We start from the raw sequence: 6,378 nt of genomic DNA on the forward strand, positions 1-6,378 counted from the left end.
CTTCTTCGCCTTCTTGGCACACTGCAACTCCAACTATCCAAAATGCTTGTATGGAGTTGACTCAAAGAGAAAGAATTTCTCATGGATTCAAACTCTTCTTGTAGATCAGCAGCTTTACGGAAGATTTCCAACAACTTCTCTGATTTTTTCTTGTTCAAAGACAGCAACGATTCGCTTCTATCTTGCTCCGACCGTGCAGAGGGTTAGCTTCGTCTTATAATCATTTCGCCTTCAGGCATCCAAAAGATCTTCTAGATCGTCTCTCGAGATTATCTTAGGAATTTGCCATATCGACAACTGCCTTAGCTCAAACTCACCAGGCTTTCAAGGTGAACAAGCAAGAAACTCAAGAAATTAAGGCATGAGCACTGAAAGCTAAAACTGCGGAAATCCTGCTTAATTCATAAAAATCAGTTCAGCACGAAAGTCCAGATATCTTCCTAACGCCAGTGAAAAACCATCATTCACGTCGTTTTCTTGCATCTAAGAAAGAAAATTGCCTTCATTCGATCCAGATTCCTCCTCTTTCATCCGGATCAGGAGCATACGGGTTTAATCAACCGAATAATCGGATGTATAATGTTAACGTTAACTGTTAACGTTAACAAGCAAAGGAGGATCGTTTGTGAAAAGGGCCACCTTGCGAGAAGTAGCAAAAAAAGCCGGGACATCCATGATGACAGTATCCAGAGTGATCAACTCCAAGGATTCGGTAAGCGATGAAACCAGAAATAGAGTCCTAAGAGCAATAAGTGAGCTGGGCTATGAGCCTCACAAAGACGCGAGAATTCTCAGGGGTGGAAAGACTGGCAGAATTGGGATAGTGGTCTCCGATATCAGGAACCCATTCTATTCACAGGTGGTTGGAGATCTCGAAGACCTTGCTGAAGAGAACAATATGGCCATTATTGTTTCAGACACAAGCAAGAAGCTTAATCAGGAGAGAAAGGCTATAAAGTCGCTTCTGGACATAAAGGTTGATGCAATCCTGGTGGCTCCTGAGGGGTATGAGAGCTCTCACTTAATTGATGTGATTAATTCGGGAACAGACATAGTTTCCTTCGGCGTTCATTTTGAAAACGACGAAATTTCGGAGGTTTCCATCGATGAAATCACAGGTGCGGCGAAGGCAGGAGCTTATCTCAAGAGCGTTGGAATTAACGATGTTGTAATGATGATGGGGAATCCTCGCAAGTTTACTACAAGAGGAAGAATGGAAGGGTTTATGAGAGGTTTTGGACACGTGCCTGAAGACAGAGTGATATATTGTGAGGTTGATTGGAAGGCATCTTGCGCAACTGTTAGTGAAATGCAGAAGCTTCCTCAGGCTTTCTTTTGCTACAACGACATGATGGCTCTGGGAGTGATGAAGGCATTGGAAGAAAGGGGAATAGAACTAGGAAGTGAAGTTAAGGTTATTGGCTATGACGATGTTTATATGGCCGAAATTGCTGGCATAACAACTTTAAGAATTCCGATTCGTAGCATGGTGAAAGAAGCTTTCAAGACAATATTGGGAGACGAGGTAAGAAAAATGGTCTTTACACCGGAATTCATACGACGCAAGAGCGCGTAAACAGGAGGTGGCGAAAGTGAAAAGAGTTTTGTTGGTCATTCTGTTCGTTTCGGTGGCTCTGGTAGGCTTGGGGATTCAACAACTGGTTGTGAATTCCTATATGTCTGACCCGGAACCGAAGAGAGTTTTTGAGGAACTTGTACAACAGTTCGAATCAATGTATCCGGACTTTGAGGTAACCGTGAACACGTTTGCACATGAGGATTTCAAAGTGCTTCTCAGAACATGGCTTACTTCATCAAATCCGCCTGACGTTGTCACCTGGTTTGCTGGTGAAAGAATGAGGTATTTTGCCAGCAAGGATCTTCTCGAACCAATTGATGATATCTTTGAGAATGGATTTGAAGCAGATTTCCCAAAGGCATTTGTTAGCGCTTCTAGTTACGAAGATCGTATTTATTTCCTGCCACAATCATGGTACTGGTGGGGTGTGTACTATAGAAAGTCCGTTTTCGAAGAACTGGGGATCACCGTACCCCTAACTTGGAAGCAATTTCTGGACGTCTGTGAGACATTGAAGGCAAATGACATGATCCCTATAACCATTGGGACAAAGTATCTATGGACTGCCGCCGGGGTCTTTGATTACCTGAACATGAGAGTTAACGGAATGGATTACGCTCTAAAGCTGACAAACGGAGAAATCCCATATACTGACGATGGGATGAAGGCGGTTTTCGAGTACTGGAAACAGCTTGTAGAAAACGGTTATTTCATTGAGGATGCAACGTCCTACACATGGCAGGAAGCTGCCACCTATCTCTTCACAGGAGAAGCAGGCATGTACCTGATGGGGCAGTTCATAAAGGATGTTGCTCCACCTGATGTGAAGGATGATCTTGACTTCTTCAGGTTCCCAATTATTGATGGTAATCTTGGTCTTTACGAAGACACACCAATCGACGGCTTCATGATGCCGGCAAATGCCAAGAACAAAGAGGCAGGCAAGACATTCCTCAAATTCATCGCTTCGAAGGAAGCGCAAGAATACTTTGCCACGGAACTTGGAAGATTGGCTGCCAATAAGCATGTCCCCGCACCGGACGACCATGCCAAGAAAGGCCTGGAAATGATACTTTCATCTGACGGAGTAATGCAGTTCTACGATCGGGATACCGATCCAGAAATGGCTAATGCAGGAATGAACGGCTTTGTGGAATTCATGACCTTCCCTTCCAGACTCGATACGATTCTAAAGAATCTCGAAGCCGAACGAAACAGAATCTACAAATAAGGCTTTCTGTACAGGGTGGGTCGGCAGGACCCACCCTTCATTTGGAGGAAATAATGAGAAGCAAGAGATGGGTTCCATGGGCTTTCCTTGCCCTTCCTCTTACGATGTATTCTATATGGGTCATATATCCATTGATCAGTACGCTTCTTCTCAGCTTCACCAGCTGGGACGGGGTCTCGATGTCCAAAGATATTATCGGCCTGGACAACTTCAGAGAATTGTTCAGAGACCCATATTTCATTGTTTCCTTGATCAACAATATTAAGTGGCTGATTGGATTTGCGGTGGTATGCGTACCTGCGGGCCTGGGGATTGCTCTTCTTCTAGACCAGAACTTTCGGGGAAACAAGCTTTACAAGACACTTGTCTATCTTCCTATGACCCTTTCGTTCGTTGTCATTGGACAGATCTGGTCCTGGATTCTCGAGCCAAGAAGCGGCGTTTTGAACAGTTTTTTGGCGTTGCTGGGATTCAAAGGCGTTTCGTGGTTGAGCGACCCCTCCGTAGTAACCTACTCTCTGATAATGGCAGCGTCTTGGAGGCAGATTTCTTACGCTATGGTTCTTTTTCTTGCCGGACTTAAGGGTGTTCCGAGGGAACTAGTTGAAGCTGCCACGGTTGATGGCGCTGGTCCTTGGAAGAGATTCTGGAACGTCGTGCTTCCGATGCTCAAGCCAGCGACCGTTGTGGCCGTTACGGTAAGCGTTATCGATTCTCTCAGGGCTTTCGATATTGTCTATGTTCTGACACGCGGCGGACCTTTCTACTCATCATCTGTGATGGCGAACTACATGTACATTAAGGCATTCAATAATTACAGGATGGGCTACGGATCATCAATTGCAACAATTCAGTTCTTGATTACTCTGGTATTCATTGTTGTATATATGCGGAATGTGTTGAAAAAGGAGGTCGGAAACGAATGAAGAAGACCCTTTTCTACATATTCGCCACCCTCCTGGTGCTAGTCTGGCTAATGCCTTTTGTCATAACGATGTTTACTTCAGTGAAGAGCATGGATGAACTCATGATGGGAAGAAGATGGTGGGAACCACCAAAAGAACTGAGATTCGAGAATTACGCAACTGCTTGGCAGGACGCCAATATGGGCAGATACTTTATGAATACATTTATAATTACGGTGCCTTCCGTTCTTGGCGCGCTGTTTCTTTCCAGTCTGGGCGCATTTGCATTGGCATGGTACGATTTCAGACTTTCCAAAACTATTTTGATGATTTTTGTGGGCGGCATGCTTATTCCGTTTCAGATGCTGTTGATACCGGTATATCGTATGTCGATCTCTTTCGGAATCTACGATAGCTATATCGGTGTTATTCTCTTTCATATTGCATTTCAGCTTGGTTTCTGCACTTTCTTTTTGAGGAACTTCATGAAGACAATTCCTGCAAGTATATTCGACGCTGCGATGATTGACGGAGCCGGTCACTTCTTGATATACAGAAGAATTGTTTTACCGCTCGTAGTACCTGCTATGGCAGCTTTGGGAATTCTCGAGTTCACATGGATATGGAACGACTATCTTTGGTCTCTAATACTGATACAAAGCGACAGATTCAAGCCTGTTACCTTAGGTCTTGTAAATCTTCAGGGTCAGTGGATTACGAGCTGGAATGTTATGGCTGCCGGGTCTATAATTGCAGCAGTCGTCCCTCTGGTAGTATTTCTTCTTTTCCAGAGGTACTTCATAGAAGGACTTACAGTTGGGAGTGTTAAGGGATGAATTGGTTTGGAGCGGCTTATTATCCGGAGCACTGGCCTCGTGAGCGTTGGAAAAAAGACGTAAGAACAATGGGAGAAATCGGGATCAACGTAGTACGGATAGGAGAATTCTCCTGGAGCGTAGTCGAGAGAAAACGAGGCGAAATTGATTTTTCCGTTCTCGATGAAGCGGTTGATCTTCTCGATTCAGAAGGAATAAAAGTGATTATGGGAACTCCTACCTGTACGCCTCCACCCTGGCTAACGAAAGAGTTCCCTGAGATACTTCAGAAGGATGTCAACGGACTCGTCATAGCAAGTGGCAGTAGAAGGCATTACTGTTTCAACTCGAAGATCTATCGTGAGGAGACATCAAGAATAGTCGAGGCTTTTGCCGATCACTTTGGCAACGATCCGAGGATAGTTGCATGGCAAATCGATAATGAATTTGGATGTCACAATTCTACAGTCTGCTTTTGCGAGGATTGTGCGGTTGCATTCAGAGTTTGGCTGAAGAAAAAGTATGGTTCAATCGATAAGCTTAACAAAGCTTGGGGAACGGTTTTTTGGAGTCAGATTTTCAATGACTGGGAAGAGATAGAACCGCCGAGAAGGACTCTTACTTCGCCAAACCCTTCCCTGGTACTAGATTATAAAAGATTTTCCTCTGATTCTGCGATAGACTATCATAATCTGCAGAGGGAGATCATCATGAGAAAGAGCGAAGCACCTATAACCCACAATCTTATGGTAAACTTTACGGAAATAGACTATAAAAAGCTTTCAGACTCTATCGACTTCGTATCATGGGACAACTACATTGTAGGGGATTACGATCCAGATCTTCAAGCTCTCAACCATGATCTGATGCGCTCCCTCAAGAAACAGCCCTTTCTCGTCATGGAACAACAGCCAGGAAGGGTTAACTGGCGCACTGTGAATCCTTCATACGAAAGCAGTCAGCTGTCATTTTGGGTAAAGCAGTCTTTTGCACACGGTGCATTCGGATCGCTGATCTTCAGATTCAGGCAACTGCCTTTTGGTTCAGAGCAATTTCATACTGGATTAATCGACTATGATGGTGAACCCACCGAACGTGCACAAGCTTTTTCAAAAGCTATAGAAGAATTAAAAGACTGGAGTGTTGTTTTTCCACAAAGAGAAGCGGCGATTTACATTGACTATGAGAATTTTTGGATAAATGATACGGACAATTTGAACAACAAATTCGATTTGTTGATAGACGGAATTTTGCCGGTCTATAAGTCAGTTAGAAGTCTTGGTTATAACGTGGATTTCGTTTTTCCCGGCGATTCATTGGAAGGTATTTACTGGCTTTCGTTCCTTCAAGTTTCAAACTTGAACGATGCTTCGTCGAAGAGCTGAGGAAGTTTAAAGGGGATATTTTCTTCACGGCTCTTACGGATCAAAAAGATGGGCGCAATTTCATCAGGAAGACCGAAGAAAGTTTTATCACTGAACTAATGGGTCTTAGAGTCGTTGATGCAGGAGGAATTGAGACGAAAGTAGAGATATCTTTTACCGACCATGTTTTCAATGGCTCCTTTGTTGTAGAGAAAATTCTCCCGAGCGAAGATTGTGAGGTACTTGCCGTCTATCTAAATGGGCCTTTTACTAATCATCCTGCTCTAGTAAAGAGAGCGAACATGTATTACTTGAGCACAGTTCCTGAAATCGGGTCTTTCCAAACTCTTCTTATTGAAGCCGGAATAGAAAGAAAAGCAAGTGGGCCTGGAAGAGTTATTAAGGACGAATCTAACACGATTCTTCAAAATCCTTTTCCACATAGCATAACAATGGAAGTCGGTGGGAAGGACTACACTCTTAA

Annotated in this window: 6 protein-coding genes and 1 pseudogene; all 7 read left to right on the top strand. The window is 43.9% G+C overall.

Annotation, left to right across the window (positions count from 1 at the left end):
- The coding region (locus BG32_RS15890; RefSeq protein WP_220660342.1) for a hypothetical protein at nt 1-220 on the top strand (220 nt) is incomplete at its 5' end.
- Nucleotides 221-625: 405 nt separating this feature from the next.
- On the top strand, nt 626-1,576 hold the full coding sequence (locus tag BG32_RS13455; protein ID WP_006487387.1) for a LacI family DNA-binding transcriptional regulator: 951 nt from the start codon (nt 626-628) through the stop codon (nt 1,574-1,576).
- 16 nt (nt 1,577-1,592) lie between these two features.
- Nucleotides 1,593-2,810, top strand: coding sequence for an ABC transporter substrate-binding protein (locus tag BG32_RS13460; RefSeq protein WP_039882262.1), 1,218 nt, complete (start codon nt 1,593-1,595; stop codon nt 2,808-2,810).
- A gap of 53 nt (nt 2,811-2,863) precedes the next feature.
- Nucleotides 2,864-3,736, top strand: a complete 873-nt coding sequence (locus BG32_RS13465; protein ID WP_006487391.1) for a carbohydrate ABC transporter permease — start codon at nt 2,864-2,866, stop codon at nt 3,734-3,736.
- Nucleotides 3,733-4,551, top strand: coding sequence for a carbohydrate ABC transporter permease (locus BG32_RS13470; RefSeq protein WP_006487393.1), 819 nt, complete (start codon nt 3,733-3,735; stop codon nt 4,549-4,551). Before BG32_RS13465 ends, BG32_RS13470 begins: the two co-directional genes overlap by 4 nt.
- Nucleotides 4,548-5,915, top strand: a complete 1,368-nt coding sequence (locus BG32_RS13475; protein ID WP_259459748.1) for a beta-galactosidase — start codon at nt 4,548-4,550, stop codon at nt 5,913-5,915. Before BG32_RS13470 ends, BG32_RS13475 begins: the two co-directional genes overlap by 4 nt.
- A 98-nt stretch (nt 5,916-6,013) precedes the next feature.
- Nucleotides 6,014-6,378: pseudogene (locus BG32_RS16795) on the top strand (beta-galactosidase); the annotation flags it as partial.

Source organism: Mesotoga sp. HF07.pep.5.2.highcov (assembly GCF_003666285.1).
In the GTDB taxonomy this organism is placed as follows: Bacteria; Thermotogota; Thermotogae; order Petrotogales; family Kosmotogaceae; genus Mesotoga; species Mesotoga prima.